This window comes from Massilia alkalitolerans DSM 17462 (assembly GCF_000427785.1).
GTDB classification, from domain to species: Bacteria; Pseudomonadota; Gammaproteobacteria; order Burkholderiales; family Burkholderiaceae_D; genus Telluria; species Telluria alkalitolerans.
The window spans coordinates 159,510-176,485 of the sequence record NZ_ATYR01000009.1; the positions used below are offsets into that span (position 1 = coordinate 159,510).

At 65.9% G+C, this 16,976-nt stretch carries 21 protein-coding genes; 16 read left to right on the top strand and 5 right to left on the bottom strand.

Annotated features, from left to right (window positions below):
• Window positions 1-16 precede the first annotated feature (16 nt).
• Window positions 17-652, bottom strand: coding sequence for a molybdopterin adenylyltransferase (mog, locus tag YWC_RS0111745; RefSeq protein WP_051306405.1), 636 nt, complete (start codon window positions 650-652; stop codon window positions 17-19).
• Window positions 630-1,235, bottom strand: a complete 606-nt coding sequence (gene yjgA / locus YWC_RS0111750; protein WP_027865549.1) for a ribosome biogenesis factor YjgA — start codon at window positions 1,233-1,235, stop codon at window positions 630-632. The genes mog and yjgA overlap by 23 nt, the downstream gene beginning before the upstream one ends.
• Window positions 1,236-1,342: 107 nt before the next feature.
• On the opposite strand from yjgA, the gene pmbA reads away from it, so the two are divergent.
• The 4 genes from pmbA to YWC_RS0111770 are packed head-to-tail and all read left to right on the top strand — an operon-like array spanning window position 1,343 to window position 4,357.
• The gene (gene pmbA / locus YWC_RS0111755) at window positions 1,343-2,707 is read left to right on the top strand and encodes a metalloprotease PmbA (RefSeq protein WP_027865550.1); all 1,365 of its coding nucleotides are present in this window, start codon (window positions 1,343-1,345) and stop codon (window positions 2,705-2,707) included.
• A gap of 16 nt (window positions 2,708-2,723) precedes the next feature.
• Entirely contained in the window at window positions 2,724-2,963 is a 240-nt protein-coding gene (locus YWC_RS0111760) for a hypothetical protein (protein ID WP_027865551.1), read from the top strand.
• 16 nt (window positions 2,964-2,979) lie between these two features.
• Window positions 2,980-3,948, top strand: coding sequence for a DUF4214 domain-containing protein (locus tag YWC_RS29135; RefSeq protein WP_027865552.1), 969 nt, complete (start codon window positions 2,980-2,982; stop codon window positions 3,946-3,948).
• Window positions 3,941-4,357, top strand: a complete 417-nt coding sequence (locus tag YWC_RS0111770) for a DUF1801 domain-containing protein (RefSeq protein WP_027865553.1) — start codon at window positions 3,941-3,943, stop codon at window positions 4,355-4,357. The genes YWC_RS29135 and YWC_RS0111770 overlap by 8 nt, the downstream gene beginning before the upstream one ends.
• 54 nt (window positions 4,358-4,411) lie before the next feature.
• On the opposite strand, the gene YWC_RS0111775 is transcribed toward YWC_RS0111770, so the two are convergent.
• Together YWC_RS0111775 and YWC_RS0111780 are read right to left on the bottom strand one after the other, a co-directional pair.
• Window positions 4,412-4,648, bottom strand: a complete 237-nt coding sequence (locus YWC_RS0111775; RefSeq protein WP_027865554.1) for a hypothetical protein — start codon at window positions 4,646-4,648, stop codon at window positions 4,412-4,414.
• 10 nt (window positions 4,649-4,658) lie between these two features.
• On the bottom strand, window positions 4,659-5,798 hold the full coding sequence (locus tag YWC_RS0111780) for a M14 family metallopeptidase (RefSeq protein ID WP_027865555.1): 1,140 nt from the start codon (window positions 5,796-5,798) through the stop codon (window positions 4,659-4,661).
• A 99-nt stretch (window positions 5,799-5,897) separates the two neighbouring features.
• On the opposite strand from YWC_RS0111780, the gene YWC_RS32770 reads away from it, so the two are divergent.
• A complete protein-coding gene (locus tag YWC_RS32770) occupies window positions 5,898-6,059 on the top strand; it encodes a hypothetical protein (RefSeq protein ID WP_156923619.1) in 162 nt (53 codons plus the stop codon).
• Here YWC_RS32770 and paaX read toward each other — a convergent pair.
• Complete coding sequence (paaX, locus tag YWC_RS0111790) at window positions 6,032-6,949, bottom strand: phenylacetic acid degradation operon negative regulatory protein PaaX (RefSeq protein WP_027865556.1); 918 nt, start codon at window positions 6,947-6,949, stop codon at window positions 6,032-6,034. The genes YWC_RS32770 and paaX overlap by 28 nt on opposite strands.
• A 91-nt stretch (window positions 6,950-7,040) precedes the next feature.
• Here paaX and paaA point away from each other — a divergent pair, with 91 nt between their 5' ends.
• From paaA to paaY, 11 genes are all read left to right on the top strand, one after another.
• Window positions 7,041-8,027 carry a 1,2-phenylacetyl-CoA epoxidase subunit PaaA gene (paaA, locus tag YWC_RS0111795; protein WP_027865557.1) on the top strand — a complete coding sequence of 329 codons (987 nt, stop codon included), beginning with the start codon at window positions 7,041-7,043 and terminating at the stop codon, window positions 8,025-8,027.
• Window positions 8,028-8,097: 70 nt separating this feature from the next.
• A complete protein-coding gene (gene paaB, locus YWC_RS0111800; protein ID WP_027865558.1) occupies window positions 8,098-8,382 on the top strand; it encodes a 1,2-phenylacetyl-CoA epoxidase subunit PaaB in 285 nt (94 codons plus the stop codon).
• Window positions 8,383-8,390: 8 nt separating this feature from the next.
• Window positions 8,391-9,143: a 1,2-phenylacetyl-CoA epoxidase subunit PaaC gene (paaC, locus tag YWC_RS0111805; RefSeq protein ID WP_027865559.1), complete on the top strand. Its 753-nt coding sequence runs from the start codon at window positions 8,391-8,393 to the stop codon at window positions 9,141-9,143.
• The gene (paaD, locus tag YWC_RS0111810; RefSeq protein WP_027865560.1) at window positions 9,143-9,655 is read left to right on the top strand and encodes a 1,2-phenylacetyl-CoA epoxidase subunit PaaD; all 513 of its coding nucleotides are present in this window, start codon (window positions 9,143-9,145) and stop codon (window positions 9,653-9,655) included. Before paaC ends, paaD begins: the two co-directional genes overlap by 1 nt.
• A gap of 1 nt (window position 9,656) precedes the next feature.
• Window positions 9,657-10,733: a 1,2-phenylacetyl-CoA epoxidase subunit PaaE gene (paaE, locus tag YWC_RS0111815; protein WP_027865561.1), complete on the top strand. Its 1,077-nt coding sequence runs from the start codon at window positions 9,657-9,659 to the stop codon at window positions 10,731-10,733.
• A gap of 157 nt (window positions 10,734-10,890) precedes the next feature.
• On the top strand, window positions 10,891-11,682 hold the full coding sequence (gene paaG, locus YWC_RS0111820; protein ID WP_027865562.1) for a 2-(1,2-epoxy-1,2-dihydrophenyl)acetyl-CoA isomerase PaaG: 792 nt from the start codon (window positions 10,891-10,893) through the stop codon (window positions 11,680-11,682).
• Between the two features lie 4 nt (window positions 11,683-11,686).
• Complete coding sequence (gene paaH, locus YWC_RS0111825) at window positions 11,687-13,225, top strand: 3-hydroxyacyl-CoA dehydrogenase PaaH (protein ID WP_027865563.1); 1,539 nt, start codon at window positions 11,687-11,689, stop codon at window positions 13,223-13,225.
• Window positions 13,218-13,649, top strand: coding sequence for a hydroxyphenylacetyl-CoA thioesterase PaaI (gene paaI / locus YWC_RS0111830; protein ID WP_051306406.1), 432 nt, complete (start codon window positions 13,218-13,220; stop codon window positions 13,647-13,649). The genes paaH and paaI overlap by 8 nt, the downstream gene beginning before the upstream one ends.
• Window positions 13,650-13,679: 30 nt before the next feature.
• On the top strand, window positions 13,680-14,993 hold the full coding sequence (gene paaK, locus YWC_RS0111835; protein ID WP_027865565.1) for a phenylacetate--CoA ligase PaaK: 1,314 nt from the start codon (window positions 13,680-13,682) through the stop codon (window positions 14,991-14,993).
• 16 nt (window positions 14,994-15,009) lie between these two features.
• Window positions 15,010-16,212 carry a 3-oxoadipyl-CoA thiolase gene (gene pcaF, locus YWC_RS0111840; protein ID WP_027865566.1) on the top strand — a complete coding sequence of 401 codons (1,203 nt, stop codon included), beginning with the start codon at window positions 15,010-15,012 and terminating at the stop codon, window positions 16,210-16,212.
• A gap of 2 nt (window positions 16,213-16,214) precedes the next feature.
• Window positions 16,215-16,814 carry a phenylacetic acid degradation protein PaaY gene (paaY, locus tag YWC_RS0111845; RefSeq protein ID WP_027865567.1) on the top strand — a complete coding sequence of 200 codons (600 nt, stop codon included), beginning with the start codon at window positions 16,215-16,217 and terminating at the stop codon, window positions 16,812-16,814.
• Window positions 16,815-16,976 lie beyond the last annotated feature (162 nt).

Consider the following 16,976-nt stretch of genomic DNA (forward strand, 5'->3'; position numbering starts at 1 on the left):
GGCTTCCTTTGTTCGTTCAGGCAGCAGGGGGACGCAGCGCCGACTTCGGGCGGAAGGTCTTGCTGATGGACGGATTGGTTTCGATGTAGGGACCCTTGATGAGGTCGATGCAGTAGGGGACGGCGGCAAAGATCCCGCCGACGACCGTGTTGCCGGCATCGTCCTTCAGGCCTTCCAGCGTTTCCTTGATCGACTTGGGCTGGCCCGGCAGGTTCATGATCAGGGCCGCATGGTCCGCCGTCTCGCGGATCACCGCGGTCTGGCGCGACAGGATCGCGGTCGGCACGAAGCGCAGGCTGATCTGGCGCATCTGCTCGCCGAAACCCGGCATCTCTTTCGTCGCCACGGCCAGCGTCGCCTCGGGCGTCACGTCGCGCCGCGCCGGGCCGGTGCCGCCGGTGGTGAGCACCAGGTGGCAGCGCGCATTGTCGACCAGGTCGACCAAGGTGCGCTCGATCTCCGCGCGTTCGTCGGGGATCAGGCGGGTTTCGACCCGAAACGGCGTGGTGATCGCCTGCGCCAGCCACTCGTGCAGGGCCGGGATGCCCTTGTCTTCATAGACGCCGCCGCTGGCGCGGTCCGAGACCGACACCAGGCCGATGATCAGCTCTTGATGCGCCAGTTCAGGATTACTCGTCGTCGGACTCGTCATCGCCGGCTTCTTCCTCGTCGTCTGCTGCCGCCTTCTGTTTCTGCTTCTTGCCCAGGTCCTTCAGGATCTGGAAGATCTCGCGGTAGGCCTTGGGCGGCTTGTTCTCCGCCTGTTCCTTGCGCGCGTTGCGGATCAGGGTGCGCAGGTGCTGCACGTCCAGTTCCGGATTTTCTTCCAGCAGCTGGGTCAGGGCCTTGTCGTCGGCGAGCAGCTTTTCGCGGCGGCGCTCGAGGGCGTGCAGCGCGGCGGTCTCGGCCTTCGAGGCGCCTTTCCAGCCCTCGATGGTGCGCTTGATGACCTCGACTTCTTCCTCGTCCAGCGTGCGCATCTTCTTGCCCACGAACTGCAGGGCGCGGCGGCGGCCTTCGTGGTTGGTGATGCTCTGGCAGGTGAGGATGGCTTCCTTGACGTCTTCCGGCATCTCGACGCGCTTGACGCGGTCGCGCGGCGCCTCCACCAGCTGTTCGCCGAGCTTCTGCAGCTCGTTCGACTGGCGCTTGGCTTCGGACTTGGAAGGACGTTCGTATTCTTGTTCGAACTCGTTGGACTGGAAGCCAACGGAGCCGCGGTTTGGATTAGGCATGATCTATGGATTGACCCGGATCGATCCGATTGGCGTAGAGCCGGTCAGTGAAAATAGTAAACGGCTGCTATGATAACTGTTTTAGGGCGAGCCACGAAAAACACGACATGAACGACTCCGCGATCACTTCTACGTTTACCCATACCCAGGACCAGCTGAAACAGCTCGCCCGCGACGTGTTGGCCTTCGCGAAAGAGCAGGGCGCCACCGATGCTTCGGTCGAGATCAGCGAAGGCAGCGGCCTGTCGGTTTCCGTGCGTAAAGGCAAGATCGAGACCATCGAGCAGAACAAGGACAAGGGCATCGGCGTCACCGTCTACTACGGCCAGCGGCGCGGCAATGCCAACACTTCCGACTTCTCCACCAAGTCCCTGAAGGACACCGTGGAAGCGGCCTGGAACATCGCCCGCTTCACCGCCGAAGACGACTGCGCCGGCCTGCCCGATGCCGAGCTGCTGGAAACGAACCCGCGCGACCTGCGCCTGTTCTACCCCTGGCAGATCAGTACCGAGGAAGCCGTCGAACTCGCCCAGCGCTGCGAAAACGCGGCTTTCGAAGTCGACCCGCGCATCAGCAACAGCGAGGGCGCCAGCGTCTACGTACAGCAGTCGCACTTCGTCGGCGCCAACTCGCGCGGCTTCATCGGCGGCTACCCGTTCTCGCGCCACACGATCTCGGTCGCGCCGATTGCCGGCAAGGGCAACAGGATGCAGCGCGACGACTGGTACACCTCGGCGCGCGACCCCAAGAAACTGGCCAGTCCGGAAGCCGTGGGGCGCTACGCCGCCGAGCGCGCGCTGGCACGCCTGAACGCGCGCAAGCTGGACACCCGAACCTGCCCGGTGCTGTTCGAGGCCCCGCTGGCCGCTGGCCTGCTCGGCGCCTTCGTACAGGCCGTCTCGGGCGGTGCGCTGTACCGCAAGTCGAGCTTTCTGCTCGATTCGCTGGGCAAGCAGGTCTTCCCGGAGCACATCAATATCGTCGAAGACCCGCACCTGATCGGCGCGGTCGGCTCCGCGCCCTTCGACGAGGAAGGCGTGCGCACCACTCGCCGCAAGGTGGTGGAGAATGGCGTACTGCAGGGCTACTTCCTGTCCTCGTACTCGGCGCGCAAGCTGGGCATGCAGACCACCGGCAATGCCGGCGGCTCGCACAACCTCGACATCGTGTCCACGGCTACGCGCCGCGCCGACGATTTCGAAGGCATGCTGCGCAAGATGGGCACGGGACTGCTGGTCACGGAACTGATGGGCCAGGGCGTGAACTACGTCACCGGCGACTATTCGCGCGGCGCGTCTGGCTACTGGGTCGAGAACGGCGTGATCCAGTATCCGGTGGAAGAGATCACCATCGCGGGCAATATGCGCGAGATGTTCCAGCAAATCGTGGCGATCGGCAACGATGTCCTTCATCGTGGCAATAAATCGACGGGTTCGATCCTCATCGAAAAGATGGTCGTCGCTGGTAGTTGAAACTGGAGAATAAAAAATGAGCAAGTTCGTTCGCATTGACAAAGAAAACAGCCAGAAGAGCGTCCTGCTCAACCTCGACCTGGTCGCCACCGTCGAGCTGTCCCAGCCCTCCGACCTGCTCAGCTCGGGCAATGAGGCGCGCAAGGCCTACGTGAGCTTCCTGGCGCCCGACAAGACCACCATCGCCACCCTGCATTTCGACGCGCTCGCGGACGCCAATACCTGGGTCCACAAGCACCTGGGCGTCGAGCTCTAAGACAAGCGGAGGCGTCATGGCCAAGCTTGTCCTGTCGCAAGCCTTCGATTTCCGTAGCGCCCAGGCCTGGACCTGGATGCTGCGGGAAACCAACTTCAACCGCATCTCGATCGCGGACACCACCTACCGCCAGACCTTCCTCGGCGACTTCCCGCTGGCCTCGGACAGCAGCCTGAACGGCAAGATCGCCAGCACCTCCTTTTCCATCAAGGATGCGCTGGTCTACACCATCAGCGGACTCGACCATGCTGCCAGCCTGCTGGCCCCCTACGTCGAGCGCAAGGGCGACCGGCGCGGCCTGTACGAGCCTTTCCTGGCCGGGGACGATACGATCGAGGGCAGCGCCGGCGCCGACGGCCTGATGGGCTTCGCCGGCAACGACCGCATCCGCGGCGGCGGCGGGGACGACTGGATCTCGGGCGGCGCCGGTTTCGATTTCGCCCTGTACGCAGGCAACCGCGCCGCCTATAGCGTCACGCGCACGGCCACCGGCTTCACGGTGGCCGACAGCACCGGCGTCGAGGGGACGGACACCCTCGAGGGCATCGAGCGCCTGGTCTTTGCCGACACCAACGTGGCGCTCGACGTCGGCGCCGGCGAAACGGGCGGGCGCGCCTATCGCCTGTACGAGGCTGCCTTCAACCGCACGCCGGACGCGGCGGGCGTCGGCTTCTGGATCGGCAAGCTCGATGCCGGCGTGTCGGTGACGGCGGTGGCGCAGGGCTTCATCGACTCGCAGGAATACCGCGACGCCTATGGTTCCGCCTCGGGTTCGGCCCTCTCGCACCGCGAGCTGGTCACGCGCTACTACACCAACATCCTCGACCGCGCGCCGGAACAGGCGGGCCTGGACTTCTGGGTGCAGAAACTCGACAGCGGCGTGGCGCGCGCCGACGTGCTGGCCGGGATCAGCGAGAGTCCGGAAAACATCAACGGCTCGGCGGCGATCATCGCCAACGGCTTTGCCTACACCCCCTATGGCTGAGAACAAGACCAGAGCCAATGGCGCCAGCGTGCGCGCCTACCTCGATGCGATTCCCGACGCCGCACGCCGCCAGGACTGCGAAGCAATCGTGGCGATGATGAGCAGAGTGACGGGGGCGCCTCCCGTCATGTGGGGCGGCAGCATCGTCGGCTTCGACAGCTATCACTACAAGTATGCCAGCGGCCGCGAAGGCGATGCCCCGCTCGCCGGCTTCTCGTCGCGCAAGGGCGACATCAGCATCTATCTGTCCTGCGACGTGCCGCCGACGGACGCGCTGCGCGAGCGCCTGGGCCGGCACAAGATGGGCAAGGCCTGCCTGTACGTGCGCCGGCTGGAGGACGTCGACGCGCACGTGCTGGAGCAACTGGTGGCCGAGGCCGCCGCCGCGACGCGGGCGCGCTACGGCTGATAAAAAGCCCACCGGACCGCATGGTCGGGTGGGCTTTGCTGAGGCTGGCGACGCTCAGCCAGTCTGCTCGATCCGGCTGAGGCGCTGGCCGTAGATGCCCCAGGTGACCGGCTCGCCATCGACCGTGGCCTTGAGGGCCCAGCCGGTGCCGATTTTCTCGACCGTCACCTCGGTTTCCAGCTCCTTGGCCACCTTTTCCGCCCAGGTCTGGGCCGCGCCGCGGCCCTTGAACAGCTCCTGGCCTTCAAACACGACGGTGGCGTCGAACACGGAAGCGGAGAAGATGCTCATCGTCTGCTCCTTACTTCGCGCCCAATGCGCGCACCGCGTTCAGCACCGGCTGCAGCACCGACGCGCCCAGGCGCGCGCTGCGGGCGCCGTCCCAGCCCACCTGCGGGTCCGGGTCGTTGGCGTTGTCCTTGAACGGCAGTTCCAGGGTCAGCGACAGGCAGCCGAAGGCGTGGGTGATGTGCGAGGAGCCCATGGTGAGGGTCTCATCGGTGAACGGGGTCTTGCCGTAGCCGTGCACGTCCTGGAAGTCCGGGCTGGCGATCTTGAAGTCCTCGATGAAGCGCTGCTGCTGCGCGGCCTGGGCCTCGGTCCAGGTCGGGAGCGACTCGCTGCCGGCCACGAACACGTAGGGCAGGCCCTCGTCGCCGTGCACGTCCAGGCACAGGTCGACGCCGGTCTCGTGCATCTTCTTCAGGACCAGGAAGACTTCCGGACTGCGCTCCATCGACGGGTTCATCCACTCGCGGTTCAGGTTGGCGCCGGCCGCGTTGGTGCGCAGGTTGCCGCGCACCGAGCCGTCCGGGTTCATGTTCGGCACCACGTAGAACACCGATTCCTTCAGCAACTGGCGGCCGAACGGGTGGGCCGGGTCGAGCAGGGCGTCGAGCATGCCTTCGACGAACCACTCGGCCATGGTCTCGCCCGGGTGCTGGCGTGCGATTACCCAGACCTTTTTCTTTTCAGGCGAGGGTTCGCCGATGACCAGCATGTTCAGGTCGCGGCCGTCGACGGTGGAGCCGAGGTCCAGCATGCGCACGTTCTCGGCCATCTGGGCGCGGTCGAGCAGCTCCAGGTGGCGTTCCCACGAGTAGGGTTCGAAGTAGGCGTAGTAGACGCTGTCCATGCCCGGGGTGTGCTCGATCGTCATGACCTTGCCGTCGTAGGAGGTCGGCACGCGGAACCAGTTGACGCGGTCGTAGCTCGCCATCGCCTGGTAGCCTTCCCAGCCGGCCGGGTAGGCGGCTTGGGCCGCATTCAGGAAGCGGATGGTGCAGGCCTGGCCTTGCGCGCCCTGCAGGCGGAAGTAGAACCATTGCACGATGTCGGCGTGCGAATCCTTGCGGATGTTCAGGTCGATGGCGTTCGCGCTTGTGGCATTCACGACCTCGATGGCGCCAGCGTCGAACTGGCTGCTGATCTTGATAGACATGGGATGTCCTGTCCTTGGTTTGTTGCGGAAAAGGGTGATAATACTAGTTTTCAAGGGCGCTGCCGGATTTCGGCGGCCCTGCTACGACATGGAGCAGACATGCGCGTCCTGACGATCATCCTGACCATCCTCGCCTTCTGGTTCGGCGCGCGCATTGCGGACGACCCCCTGGCGGGCCTGCTGGCCGGCGCCGTCGTGGCGACCGTGCTGGTGCTGGTCCAGCGAAGGCGTCGTCAAGCGAGTCCCCCGAAGCGCTCGTAGAAGCCGGCATCGGCCGGCGGGGTCGTCGCGTCCTCCTTGCCCAGCATCGCCATGACGTGCTCTTCGGCCCGGGCTTGCGTGCGCCGGTAGATGTTCTTCGCCAGCTCATAGGCGTCGGTGCCGGGCCAGGGGCCGGGCAGTAGCGCGAGCGGCAGCATCGGATCGTGCAGCTGCACGCGGCGGTAGGCGTGGATCAGCAGCGTACGGATGGCGAACGCGTCCTGCGGGGCGATATCCCCGTCCATGTCCAGCAGAGGCGTGAAGGTCTCGATGAAGCCGCGGTAGCCGGCCACCACGCCTGACAGATCCCAGGCGTCGCCCATCAGCTCGGGCAGCGGGCGGGCGCCGACGCTGGGCAGTTCGGCCGCATCGCACACGAATACCTTTCCTTCCGCGCCGGCACGCACCAGGATCTCGCGCAGGGTGTCGCGATCCGGCGCCGGGTGGGTCATCACGCCGGTGGCCAGCATCGCGAAGCCTTCCCACTCCAGTTCCTTGCGCAGCAGCGCGCGCAGGTCGCCGTCGATGCTGCCGTTGGGGGCCAGCACGATGGTCCAGCGGCCATCCCAGTCCAGTCCCGGGGGCGAATAGATGCGGCGGTTGGCGCGCTCGAAACGCGGCAGGGCCTTCGGCTCCAGCGCATAGCGGCTGCGCCGGCCCTCGCGGCTGGCGGTCAGCCAGCCTTCCTGCACCAGGCGGAACACGCTGGTGCGCACCAGCCGGTCCGACACGCCCAGAGGACCCAGCAGTTCGATCATGCTGCCCAGCCAGAAGGCGCCGCCATGCGGGGCGATGGCGTCGCCGCACAGGGTCATCACCAGCGATTTATGGCGCGGCGGGTCGTTCGTCAGGAAGCGGTCTATCCATTCCGCGCTGGTGAGTTGTGCCATTGATAACGCCTCAATATGATTCAAAATTTTGGTGTACATCCAATTTTTTGTATCGTATTATGGTTTGGAGAGTTTCGCAACGGAGACCAGCATGTACGCACAAATGGTGGAGACCGGACTCAAGAAAGTCCGAACCGAAGAAGACATGAGCCTTGAAGAAGCGGCGTTCCAGGCGCGCATCGACGCCGGCATCAAGATCGAGCCGAAGGACTGGATGCCCGAGGCCTACCGCAAGACCCTGATCCGCCAGATCTCGCAGCACGCGCACAGCGAGATCGTCGGCCAGCTCCCGGAAGGGAACTGGGTCACGCGCGCACCGACGCTGCAGCGCAAGTCGGTCCTGCTGGCCAAGATCCAGGACGAGGCCGGCCACGGCCTGTACCTGTACAGCGCCGCCGAGACGCTCGGCGTGTCGCGCGACGAGCTGCTGCAGGCCCTGCACTCGGGCAAGGCAAAATACTCGAGCATCTTCAACTACCCGACCCTGAGCTGGGCCGACATGGGCGCCATCGGCTGGCTGGTGGACGGCTCGGCCATCATCAACCAGATCCCGCTGTGCCGCTGCTCGTACGGCCCGTACGCGCGCGCCATGATCCGCGTCTGCAAGGAAGAGTCCTTCCACGCGCGCCAGGGCTACGACATCATGATGGCCCTCGCCAAGGGCACGCCGGAGCAGAAGGCAATGGCGCAGGATGCGCTGAACCGCTGGTGGTGGCCGTCCTTGATGATGTTCGGCCCCTCGGATGCCGAGTCGGTCAACAGCGCGCAGTCGAGCGCCTGGCGCATCAAGCTGTTCTCGAACGACGAGCTGCGCCAGCGCATGGTCGACCAGACCGTGCCGCAGGCCGAATACCTGGGCCTGACCATTCCCGACCCGGACCTGAAATGGAACGAGGAGCGCGGTTCGTATGATTTCGGCGAGATCGACTGGAGCGAGTTCTACAACGTCCTGAAAGGCAACGGCCCCTGCAACCGCGAGCGCCTGCGTACCCGCGTGAAAGCCTATGAAGACGGTGAATGGTTCCGCGACGCGCTGGTTGCCCACGCCGAGAAAAAAGCCGCGAAGCGGGCCGCGTAGGGTGGTCGGCTCCGCCGACCGCGCGTTCAACGGACGTGTGTCTACCTGAACATAGAACGGAGAGAGAAGAATGAGCAAAGAATGGCCGCTGTGGGAAGTCTTCATCCGCAGCCAGCACGGCCTGGCCCACAAGCACGTGGGCAGCCTGCACGCGCCTGACGCCGAGATGGCGATCAACAACGCGCGCGACGTCTACACGCGCCGCAACGAAGGCGTGTCCATCTGGGTCGTGCGCGCCCAGGACATCGTGGCCAGCAGCCCGAACGACAAGGAAGCCCTGTTCGAGCCGGCCAACAGCAAGGTCTACCGCCACCCGACCTTCTTCCCGATGCCGGAAGAAGTCAAGAACCTGTGAGGTCTGCCGTGGACGCAAAGATCGAGTACCTGCTGCGCCAGGGCGACAACGCCCTGATCCTGTCGCAGCAGCTGTGCCAGCTGTGCGGCAAGGGCCCGGCGCTGGAAGAAGACATGGCGCTGTCGAACGTCGCGCTCGACCTGCTGGGCCAGACCCGCATGTGGCTGAGCTATGCCGGCGAGCTGGAAGGCAAGGGACGCGACGAAGACCGCCTGGCCTTCCTGCGCGACGCCCACGACTACCGCAACTGCCTGCTGGTCGAGCAGCCGAACGGCAGCTATGCCGACGTCATGATGCGCCAGTTCCTGTTCGATACCTGGCACTACTTCCTGATGGACGGACTGACCAAATCAAACGATGCGCGCATCGCCGAGATCGCGCAGAAGTCGATCAAGGAAGTCACTTACCACCTGCGCCGCTCGGGCGACCTGGTGGTGCGCCTGGGCGACGGCACCGATGTCAGCCACGCCAGGATGCAGACGGCGCTGGACGAGCTGTGGATGTACAGCGGCGAGGTGTTCCTCTACGACGCCATCGACGATGCGATGGTGGAGCAGGGCGTGGCGCCAGCTAGCGAAGGGCTGCGCAAGAACTACCTCGACCACCTGGCCGACGTGTTGAACGAAGCTACCCTGGCCATGCCGGACCCTGGCGCCTGGATGCAGCGCGGCGGCAAGCAGGGCCGGCATAGCGAGCGCCTCGGCTACATCCTGGCCGAGATGCAGTTCCTGCAGCGCGCCTATCCGGGAGCGCAGTGGTAATGAGCCTCGTTGGCGTCACCACGGAGCAAGTGTGGAGCTGGCTCGGCGAAGTCGCCGATCCGGAGATCCCAGTCATTTCGGTGGTGGACCTCGGCATCGTGCGCGAGGTCGCTTTTGAAGGCGACGCCTGCGTGGTGACGATCACGCCGACCTACTCCGGCTGCCCGGCAATGCAGGTCATTGCCGACGCGGTGAAGGAAGCCTTGCAGGCGCATGGCATCGACGATGTGCGCATCCTCAGCCGCCTGGCGCCCGCCTGGACCACCGACTGGATGAGCGAAGCCGGCAAGGCCGCCCTGAAGGGCTACGGCATCGCGCCCCCGGTACAGCAGGCGATCGACATCAGCGGCCTGCACGCCGGCATCCGCCGCCGCGCCGCGCCCGAGGTGGCCTGCCCGCATTGCGGCTCGCCCCATACCCAGCTGACCAGCGAGTTCGGCTCGACGCCCTGCAAGGCCTTGTACAAGTGCCTCGACTGCCGCGAGCCTTTCGACTATTTCAAGTGTCACTAAGATGAGCAAATTCTATCCATTGAGCGTGGCGAAGGTGAAGCAGGAGACCCGCGACGCCATCGCCGTCACCTTCGCGGTCCCGGCCGAGCTGAAAGACCAATTCGCCTACCAGCAAGGCCAGCACCTGACCCTGCGCGCGACGATCGACGGCGAGGACGTGCGCCGTTCCTACTCGATCTGCTCGGCGGTGCAGGACGAGCAACTGCGCGTGGCAATCAAGCGCGTGGGCGGCGGCCTGTTCTCGAGCTGGGCCAACGAACACCTGAAACCCGGCGCCACCCTGGAGGTGATGCCGCCCATGGGCCACTTCAACGTGCCGCTCGACCCGCAGAGCGAACGCCACTACCTGGCCTTCGCTGCCGGCAGCGGCATCACGCCGATCCTGTCGATCGTGAAGACGACCCTGAAGGCCGAGCCGAAGAGCCGCTTCACCATCGTCTACGGCAACCGCGCCTCGTCGAGCGTGATCTTCCGCGACGAGCTGACCGACCTCAAGGACACCTACATGGACCGGCTCAAGCTGGTGTATGTGATGAGCCGCGAGCAGCAGGACATCGAACTCTTCAACGGCCGCATCACGGAAGAGAAGTGCGGCCTGTTCCTGCGCCACTGGATCGACATCAGGGATATCGACGTCGCCTTCATCTGCGGGCCGGAAGACATGATGCACGGCGTCTCGCGTTCGCTGCAGGCGGCCGGGCTGGCGAAGGAAAAGATCCGCATCGAGCTGTTCGCCGCCAGCATCCCGAAGCACGAGCACAAGCCGCGCAAGGTGGAAGGGGGCGCGCAGCACCTGACCGAAGTCACCGTCATCATGGACGGCAATGCCGCCAGCTTCACGATGGACAAGGACAAGGAATCCCTGCTCGACGCCGGCCTGCGCGCCGGCATCGACATGCGCTACTCGTGCAAGGGCGGCGTGTGCTCGACCTGCCGCTGCAAGGTGCTCGACGGGCAGGTGGAGATGGACGTGAACTACGCGCTGGAAGACTACGAAGTGGCGCGCGGCTTCGTGCTCAGCTGCCAGAGTTTCCCGATCAGCGACAAGGTCGTGGTCGACTTCGATATTGCCGAATAGGCCCGCTAGCAGAGAGACCGTCGTTCTCGCCATTGGCGAGCCCGACTTCCGGCGAAGGCCGGAACCCAATTTGACTTTCGTGGCATAGCAGCGAACTTGGGTCCCGGCCTGCGCCGGGACGACGGCTCAAGAGATAACAATAATAGTGGAGACACCAATGACCTACGAATCCATCCAGTTCAAGATCGAGAACGGCATCGCCCTCCTGACCCTGAACCGCCCCGATCGCCTGAACAGCTTCACGCAAGCCATGCACCTCGAGGTGCGCGACGCCCTCGATACACTCCAGGCCGACAAATCCGTGCGCGTGCTGGTGCTGACCGGCGCCGGCCGGGGTTTCTGCGCCGGCCAGGATTTGCAAGACCGCGCCGTCGAACCCGGCGCCCCGGGCGTCGACCTCGGCGAATCGGTCGAGAAGTTCTACGCCCCGCTGGTCATGACCCTGAAGTCGCTCCCGATGCCGGTCATCTGCGCCGTCAACGGCGTGGCCGCCGGCGCCGGCGCCAACCTGGCCCTGGCCTGCGACATCGTGCTGGCCGCGAAATCGGCCAGCTTCATCGAAGCCTTCTGCAAGCTGGGCCTGATCCCCGACACCGGCGGCACCTGGCACCTGCCGCGCCTGATCGGCCAGGCGCGCGCCACCGGCCTTGCCATGCTGGGCGACAAACTCAGCGCCGAGAAGGCCGAGCAATGGGGCCTGATCTGGGCCTGCGTGCCGGACGAAGCCCTGATGGACCAGGCCATGGCCATGGCCGAGCACTTCGCCGCCGCACCCACCAAGGGTCTCGCTTTCACCAAGAAAGCCCTGCAGGCCAGCTGGTCCAATACCCTGCCGGAACAGCTCAAGTTAGAGGGCGAAATGATGCGCGAGCTGGGCTACAGCCACGACTACCGCGAAGGCGTCGCCGCCTTCATCGCCAAGCGTCCAGCGCATTTCAAGGGAGAGTAAGACCATGCAGGCACTCTCGAAAAACAGCATCGTCGCCGTGGTCGGCAGCGGCGCCATGGGCAGCGGCATCGCCCAGGTGGCGGCCAACGCCGGCCACCAGGTCCTGCTGTTCGACACCCGGACCGATGCCGCCGACAAGGCCATCGCGGACATCGGCAAGACCTACACCAGGCTGGTCGAGAAGGGCCGCATGGACGCCACCGCGGCCGATGAGGCACGCGCGCGCCTGAAGCGCGTCGGCACGCTGCAGGAAGCGCACCAGGCCGCGCTGGTGGTCGAAGCCATCGTCGAGAACCTGGACGCCAAGCGCGCCCTGTTCGCCGAGCTGGAAGGCATCGTGGCGGACGACTGCATCCTGGCCACCAATACCTCGTCGATCTCCGTCACCGCCATTGCCGCCCCGCTGCGCCGCCCGGAACGCCTGGTCGGCATGCACTTCTTCAATCCGGTGCCCTTGATGGCGCTGGTCGAAGTCATCAGCGGCATCGCCACCGACAAGGCCGTGGCCGGCACCACCTACGCCACCGCCGAAGCCTGGGGCAAGAACCCGGTGCACGCGAAATCGACGCCGGGCTTCATCGTCAACCGCGTCGCCCGTCCGTATTACGCAGAAAGCCTGCGCCTGCTGCTGGAGCAGGCCGCCGAGCCGGCCACCATCGATGCCGTGCTGCGCGACTGCGGCGGTTTCCGCATGGGGCCCTTCGAACTGATGGACCTGATCGGCCACGACGTCAACTTCTCGGTGACGAATTCGGTCTACCACGCCTACTTCGGCGACCCGCGCTTCACGCCCTCGATCCTGCAGCAGGAACTGGTCAACGCCGGCTTCCTGGGTCGCAAGACCGGCCGCGGCTTCTACCGTTACGGCGAGGGGGTGGAAAAGCCTGCCGTGCAGCTGGAGGCGCCGCAAGCGCGGCCGGAATCGGTGGCGATCGTCGGCAACGAGTCCGATGCGATCGCAGCGCTGGCCGCGCGCCTGGAAGCTGCCGGTTACGCGCTGCCGCGCGAGGAGACCCTGGACGCCTCCCCCGGCTTCGTCTGCAACGGCGCCGCGGTCTACCTCACCGATGGCCGCAGCGCCACCGAGCGCGCCGCCGAGAGCTGGCATGACGATACCGTCGTCTATGACCTGCTGCTGGACGCGGCCGGCGCCACCCGCATCGCGCTGGCGCGCGCCGACCAGTGCAGCGACGCCGCGTATCACGCGGTGGTCGGCATGTTCCAGGCCGCCGGCTTCGCCGTCACGCGCCTGGACGACGTGCCCGGCATGGCCGTGATGCGCACCGTCGCCATGCTGGCCAACGAGGCCGCCGACGCGGTCAACCAGGGCGTGTGCAGCGCGCAGGCCGTCGACATCGCGATGCAGAAGGGCGTCAACTACCCGCGCGGCCCGCTGGCCTGGGCCGACAGCGTCGGGCTGGAGCACATCGTGGCGGTGCTGTCCAACCTCGCCGCTACCTATGGCGAAGACCGCTATCGCGTCTCGCCGCTGCTGCGCCGCAAGATCGCCGCCAATCCGCACGGAGCGAAGTTCCATGCATAGCGATCCGCAGGCCCTGGCCGAATTGGCCGGCAAGACCATGTACGAGCGCGACCCGGCCAGCCAGGCCCTGGGCATGACGCTCGACGAGATCCGCCCCGGTTATGCGCGCATGTCGATGCGCGTGCGCGGCGACATGCTCAACGGGCACGCCACCTGCCACGGTGGCTACATCTTCATGCTGGCCGACAGCGCCTTCGCCTTTGCCTGCAACTCGCACAACTTCAATACCGTGGGCGCCGGCTGCAGCATCGATTACCTGGCGCCCGGCCGTGAGGGCGACGTGCTGGTGGCCGAGGCGGTGGAGCAGGCCCTGCAGGGCAAGACCGGCGTGTACGACATCAAGGTCACCAACCAGGACGGGCGCACCGTGGCGCTGTTCCGCGGGAAGTCGCACCGCGTCAGCGGGATGGTGGCAGAGGTTTAAGGTTTTTCGCAAGACGACGAGGAGGTCGAGATGGTCCAACGTAATCCAGCCCCTGAGGAGCTGGAACCGATCGAACGCGCGAGCCGCGACGAACTGCAGGCCCTGCAGCTGGAGCGCCTGAAGTGGTCGCTGCACCACGCCTACGAGAACGTACCGCACTACCGCGCCGCCTTCGACGCCGCCGGCGTGCACCCGGAAGACCTGAAGTCGCTGTCCGACCTGGCCAGGTTCCCGTTTACGGACAAGAAAACCCTGCGCGACAACTATCCCTTCGGCCTGTTCGCCGTGCCGCGCGAGCAGGTGGTGCGCATCCACGCCTCCAGCGGCACCACCGGCAAGGCGACCGTGGTCGGCTACACCCAGCGCGACATCGACACCTGGGCCGGCGTGGTGGCGCGCTCGATCCGCGCGGCCGGCGGCCGTCCAGGGGACATGGTGCACATCTCCTACGGCTACGGCCTGTTCACCGGCGGCCTGGGCGCGCACTACGGCGCCGAAAAGCTCGGCTGCACGGTGATCCCGATGTCCGGCGGCCAGACCGAGAAGCAGGTGCAGCTGATCCAGGATTTCAAGCCCTCGATCATCATGGTCACGCCCTCGTACATGCTGAACATCGTCGAGGAATTCACGCGCCAGGGGATCGACCCGGCGACGTCGTCCTTGAAAGTCGGCATCTTCGGGGCCGAGCCCTGGACCGACGCCATGCGCCGCGAGATCGAGGCGCGCGCCGGCATCGACGCGGTCGACATCTACGGCCTGTCGGAAGTGATGGGCCCGGGCGTGGCGAGCGAGTGCATCGAAAGCAAGGACGGCCCGACCATCTGGGAAGACCATTTCTACCCCGAGATCATCGACCCCGAGACCGGCGAAGTGCTGCCCGACGGCGCGGAGGGCGAGCTGGTGTTCACGTCCCTGAGCAAGGAAGCGCTGCCGATCATCCGCTACCGCACCCGCGACCTGACGCGGCTCCTGCCGCCCACCTCGCGCTCGATGCGCCGCATGGGCCGCATCACGGGCCGCTCGGACGACATGCTGATCATTCGCGGCGTGAACGTGTTCCCGAGCCAGATCGAAGAAATCATCCTGAAGATGCCGGCGCTGGCGCCGCAATACCAGCTCGTGGTCGCGCGCGACGGCCACCTTGACACGCTGGAAGTGCTGGGCGAGCTGCGCGACGGCGCGCTCCTGCCGGGCGACGTCGAGCTGCTCAGCCGCGAACTCCAGCACCGCATCAAGACCAATGTGGGCGTAAGCACGCGCGTCACCTTGACCCCGCCGGGCGGGATCGAGCGCACGCTGACCGGCAAGGCCCGGCGCGTGGTCGACAAGCGTCCAAAAAACTAACACCTTCGGAGACACCATGACTGACGCATTCATCTGCGACGCCATCCGCACCCCCTTCGGCCGCTACGGCGGCGCGCTGTCGAGCGTGCGCGCCGACGACCTGGGTGCGCTGCCCATTGCCGCGCTCATCGCCCGCAACAAGGACGTGGACTGGGGCGCGGTGGACGACCTGTTCTACGGCTGCGCCAACCAGGCCGGCGAAGACAACCGCAACGTCGGCCGCATGGCCGCGCTGCTGGCCGGGCTGCCCTCGGCGGTGCCGGCCAACACCATCAACCGCCTGTGCGGCTCCGGCATGGACGCCATCGGCAGCGCCGCGCGTGCGATCAAGGCCGGCGAGGCGAGCCTGATCATCGCCGGCGGCGTCGAGAGCATGACCCGCGCACCCTTCGTCATGGCCAAGGCCGACAGCGCCTTCTCGCGCGCCGCCAGGATCGAGGACACCACTCTCGGCTGGCGCTTCGTCAATCCGCTCATGAAAGCGAAATACGGCATCGACTCGATGCCGGAGACCGCCGAGAACGTGGCGGTGGAATTCAACATCAACCGCGGCGACCAGGATGCTTTCGCGCTGCGCAGCCAGCAGCGCTGGGCCCGTGCCCATGCGGAAGGCTTCTTCAAGGACGAGATCGTGCCGGTCACGCTCCATTCCAAGAAAGGCGAGTCGCGCGTATTCGACACCGACGAGCAGCCGCGCGAGACCAGCATGGAAGCGCTGGCGAAGCTGAAGGGCGTGGTCATGCCCGACGGGACGGTCAGCGCAGGCAATGCATCGAGCCTGAACGACGGCGCCTGCGCGCTGCTGCTGGCTGCCGAGACCACCGCCGCACGCAACGGCCTGACCCCGCGCGCCCGCGTGGTCGGCATGGCCACCGCCGGCCTGGCGCCGCGCATCATGGGCTTCGGCCCGTCGCCGGCCGTGAAGAAGCTGCTGGCGCAAACCGGCCTGCGCCTCGACCAGATGGACGTGATCGAGCTGAACGAAGCTTTTGCCGCCCAAGGCCTGGCCGTGATGCGCGACCTCGGCCTGCCGGACGACGCGCTGCATGTGAACCCGAACGGCGGCGCCATCGCCCTCGGCCACCCGCTGGGCGCCTCCGGCGCGCGCCTGGTGACCACCGCCGTCAACCAGCTGCACCGCATCAAGGGCCGCTACGCCCTGTGCACCATGTGCATCGGCGTGGGCCAGGGCATCGCGATCATCGTCGAGCGGGTGTAGGCATGGTCAAGGTGTACGAGATCGACGGCGTGCGGCCGGTGGTCCATCCTACGGCCTACGTGCACCCGAGTGCGGTGCTGATCGGCGACGTGATCGTCGGCCCGCGCTGCTACATCGGCCCCCTGGCCTCGCTGCGCGGCGACTTCGGCCGCCTGATCCTGGAAGAGGGCGCCAATCTGCAGGACACCTGCGTGATGCACGGCTTCCCGGGCGAGGACACGGTCGTTGAAGTCGACGGCCATATCGGACACGGCGCGGTACTGCATGGCTGCCGCGTCAAGCGCAACGCCATGGTGGGCATGAATGCGGTGGTGATGGACAAGGCGGTCGTGGGCGAGGAATCGATCGTGGCCGCGATGAGCTTCGTGAAGGCGGGGATGATCATCCCGCCGCGCAGCATGGTGATGGGCACGCCCGCGAAGATCATGCGCGAGCTCACCGATGAAGACGTGAAGTGGAAGAGCTTCGGGACGCGCCAGTACCACGAACTGAACCTGCGCTCGCTGCAGACGATGCGCGAGGTCGAGGCCTTGCTTGAACCCGAGCCGGATCGCAAGGGCATCGCGTTCGATCCCGATGGCAGACATAAACCGAGAGTTTGATTGCACCACCACCCCCTGCACCGTCGTTCCCGCGTAGGCGGGAACCCAATTTTGTCTGAGCAGCGTTAGCTTGAGCTGGTGGCTGCGGAGCGAACTTGGATTCCCGCCTTCGCGGGAATGACGTTGATAAGAGCTGCGTTGGTGTGAAGTACCTGATTCCTG

Excerpts from the sequence above, each read along its gene's own strand:
- yjgA (WP_027865549.1), bottom strand. The coding sequence starts at position 1,235 with ATGCCTAATCCAAACCGCGGCTCCGTTGGCTTCCAGTCCAACGAGTTC.
- pcaF (WP_027865566.1), top strand. The coding sequence starts at position 15,010 with ATGACTGACGCATTCATCTGCGACGCCATCCGCACCCCCTTCGGCCGC.
- paaH (WP_027865563.1), top strand. The coding sequence starts at position 11,687 with ATGCAGGCACTCTCGAAAAACAGCATCGTCGCCGTGGTCGGCAGCGGC.
- pmbA (WP_027865550.1), top strand. The coding sequence starts at position 1,343 with ATGAACGACTCCGCGATCACTTCTACGTTTACCCATACCCAGGACCAG.
- paaB (WP_027865558.1), top strand. The coding sequence starts at position 8,098 with ATGAGCAAAGAATGGCCGCTGTGGGAAGTCTTCATCCGCAGCCAGCAC.
- paaY (WP_027865567.1), top strand. The coding sequence starts at position 16,215 with ATGGTCAAGGTGTACGAGATCGACGGCGTGCGGCCGGTGGTCCATCCT.
- paaG (WP_027865562.1), top strand. The coding sequence starts at position 10,891 with ATGACCTACGAATCCATCCAGTTCAAGATCGAGAACGGCATCGCCCTC.
- YWC_RS0111770 (WP_027865553.1), top strand. The coding sequence starts at position 3,941 with ATGGCTGAGAACAAGACCAGAGCCAATGGCGCCAGCGTGCGCGCCTAC.
- YWC_RS0111780 (WP_027865555.1), bottom strand. The coding sequence starts at position 5,798 with ATGTCTATCAAGATCAGCAGCCAGTTCGACGCTGGCGCCATCGAGGTC.
- paaE (WP_027865561.1), top strand. The coding sequence starts at position 9,657 with ATGAGCAAATTCTATCCATTGAGCGTGGCGAAGGTGAAGCAGGAGACC.
- mog (WP_051306405.1), bottom strand. The coding sequence starts at position 652 with ATGACGAGTCCGACGACGAGTAATCCTGAACTGGCGCATCAAGAGCTG.
- paaK (WP_027865565.1), top strand. The coding sequence starts at position 13,680 with ATGGTCCAACGTAATCCAGCCCCTGAGGAGCTGGAACCGATCGAACGC.
- YWC_RS0111775 (WP_027865554.1), bottom strand. The coding sequence starts at position 4,648 with ATGAGCATCTTCTCCGCTTCCGTGTTCGACGCCACCGTCGTGTTTGAA.
- YWC_RS32770 (WP_156923619.1), top strand. The coding sequence starts at position 5,898 with ATGCGCGTCCTGACGATCATCCTGACCATCCTCGCCTTCTGGTTCGGC.
- YWC_RS0111760 (WP_027865551.1), top strand. The coding sequence starts at position 2,724 with ATGAGCAAGTTCGTTCGCATTGACAAAGAAAACAGCCAGAAGAGCGTC.
- paaX (WP_027865556.1), bottom strand. The coding sequence starts at position 6,949 with ATGGCACAACTCACCAGCGCGGAATGGATAGACCGCTTCCTGACGAAC.
- paaA (WP_027865557.1), top strand. The coding sequence starts at position 7,041 with ATGTACGCACAAATGGTGGAGACCGGACTCAAGAAAGTCCGAACCGAA.
- paaI (WP_051306406.1), top strand. The coding sequence starts at position 13,218 with ATGCATAGCGATCCGCAGGCCCTGGCCGAATTGGCCGGCAAGACCATG.
- paaD (WP_027865560.1), top strand. The coding sequence starts at position 9,143 with ATGAGCCTCGTTGGCGTCACCACGGAGCAAGTGTGGAGCTGGCTCGGC.
- YWC_RS29135 (WP_027865552.1), top strand. The coding sequence starts at position 2,980 with ATGGCCAAGCTTGTCCTGTCGCAAGCCTTCGATTTCCGTAGCGCCCAG.